Source organism: Thioclava sp. SK-1, from assembly GCF_001705665.1.
GTDB lineage: Bacteria > Pseudomonadota > Alphaproteobacteria > Rhodobacterales > Rhodobacteraceae > Thioclava.
In genome coordinates, this window is record NZ_MDHA01000003.1 from 1 (window position 1) to 2,389 (window position 2,389).

The 2,389-nt window shown below is 60.6% G+C and carries 1 protein-coding gene and 1 pseudogene; both read right to left on the reverse strand.

Going from position 1 to position 2,389, the window contains the following annotated elements:
* Positions 1 to 338 precede the first annotated feature (338 nt).
* A pseudogene (locus tag BFP70_RS00035) lies at positions 339 to 1,869 on the reverse strand (IS66 family transposase).
* Positions 1,870 to 1,983: 114 nt separating this feature from the next.
* Positions 1,984 to 2,389: transposase (locus BFP70_RS00040; protein ID WP_141693044.1), on the reverse strand; the 406-nt coding region annotated here is incomplete at its 5' end.

A 2,389-nucleotide genomic window follows, 5' to 3' on the forward strand; every position in this document is an offset into this window, starting at 1 on the left:
CGGCGACAGACAACTTTGCCGGTCGCGTCGACCCCATGAACCTGAAAGACATTCTTGGCCAGATCGAGGCCGATCGTGATAGGCTGTTCCATGGATGGCTCCTTTCGGTGGCTGTACTCAGACCCACCCTGGCACATCGCGATGCCGTTTGGGGGGGGCATCCACACCATCAATGGCGCCACAATGACCGACCCCAGAGTTGGTTGGGCCGATCTGCTTTGAACAAGCGGTTTACCTTGTTGTCAGGGCGCCGCTGTGAGGTGTCCGGATTGGTCGTGACAACCTTTTTACCCCGAACCACGCCTTTGAGTAAGCGTTCGCTGGACAACACTGACGGCTTAGGTTGACAGCTTGAAGTTCCACGGTAGGAGTTCATCGAGCCGGCTTTGCGGATGTCCGTTTGCGATCGCTGTGAGGGTGGTTCTGAGATAGGCGAATGGTTGAGCGCCGTTGATCTTGCAGGTCTCGATCAGTGAGGCGATGCGGCCTAAAGCGATGCCGCCCTCGTCGTGACCGGCAAAGAGGGCGTTCTTGCGGTTCAAAGCGATCGGTCGGATCATGTTTTCGACGCGGTTGTTGTCGATTTCGACGCGACCATCAGCCAGGAAGGTCTGCAGCCCATCCCAGTAATTGTGGATGTAAGTCAGCTTTTCACCCAGCCGGGATTTGGCAGAGATCCTACGGCGTTGTGCTTGAAGCCAATCACCGAAGGCCGCGATCAGCGGGGCACTGCGGGTCTGGCGGGCAGACAATCGCTGGCCGGGGGAGATGCCATGGATGTCGGCTTCGACGGTATAGATTTCGGCAATGCGGCGCAGACCTTCGGCGGCGATCTCTGATGCATCGCGGTCGAAGACTTCCTTTAGCTTGCGCCGGGCATGCGCCCAGCAATGGGCCACGCGAACGGGATCGCCGCCCTTGCGGGTAGGCTTGGTCAGCCGGTTGTACCCCTGGTATCCGTCGATCTGCAGGATGCCATCAAAGCCCGTCAGGAATGTTTCGGCATTCTGCCCCGCCCGACCGGGTGTATAGACGTAGACCACACCGGGCGGATCCTCACCGCCCCATGGCCGGTCATCGCGGGCCAGCGCCCAAAGATAGCCGGTCTTGGTTTTACCGCGTCCCGGATCCAGCACCGGGGCTGTGGTTTCGTCCATGAACAGCTTGCTGGATCGTTTCAGGTGTTCGGCAAGCCGGTCAACGACGGGCTTGAGGTGGAACGCCGCCTTACCAACCCAATCGGCCAGCACGGCGCGGTGCAGATCAAGACCCGCCCGCGCCAGGATCTGGCTTTGGCGGTAGAGTGGCAGGTGGTCGGCGTCTTCGGGGCTTACGCGGCCCCACTGGGGCCACGGTCCCCTTCGACTTGCTGACCAGCGCATGCGCGATGGTCGCCTCGGTCGGCAGGCCGCCCATGATCAGATGCGATGGGGCGGGGGCTTGGGTCACGCCATCGCTGCAGGTCCGGCAAGCGTATCTCGGGCGCACGGTGACAATGACACGCAACTGCGCCGGCACGATATCCAGCCGCTCACTGCGGTCTTCACCGATCTTGTGCATGACGCCGCAGCCACAGGGGCAGATCAGGCTGTCGGGCTCGATGAGCTGTTCGATGCGCTGTTCGATGCGCGGCAGTTCGGCCGGGAGATTGCCGATGCTGCGCTTTGGCGCAGGTTTGGTTGCCGTTTTGTCACCTGACCTGTCAGCCAGATGTTCCTTTTGCACCTCGACCTCGGCCAGTGCGATCGACAGATCCTCGGTCAGCTTTTCCGACCGTTTGCCATGCAGGGCATGGTTCAGCTCGGCGATCAGGTGCTCTTGCCGTTGGGTTATTTCTGTGAGCGCTGCGACCTTTTCGATCAACGCCATCCCGGCCGCGCGTTGCGCAGCCGGGATGGCGGAAAGATTAAGTGACGGGGCAGTTTACATGGGCCATATCTACACAGATACCCCAGTAAAATCACGCAAAAACAAATGGTTGGTTCATTCTGCCGCAGCAGGTGGGCGCGCCTCTAAGGCTTTAACCTTACACCAGTCCAGCCCAGCAAACAGCGCCTCGAACTGGGCATGGTTCAGCGCCATCACCCCGTCCAATCGGATCGTGACTTGGCCCATCGCAATCTCGATCGATGCTGAGGGTGGTGCTGCGGGCGTGACTGGCTGCCCCGCAACAGCTGGCATATGCGCACCGCCGCCACCATCCGACATGACGATCGGCGCAAAACAGAGACCGTCATCTTCAACCACAGGCAAAACCAACCGGCCATCACGCGCACGACCACGCCATTCCGAAAGATGGTTCGCCCGCAGCCCATACCGCGCCGCAACTGCATTCACGCTCACACCCGGCTGCAAGCTCTCAGCAACGATCCGCGCCTTTATCTCATCC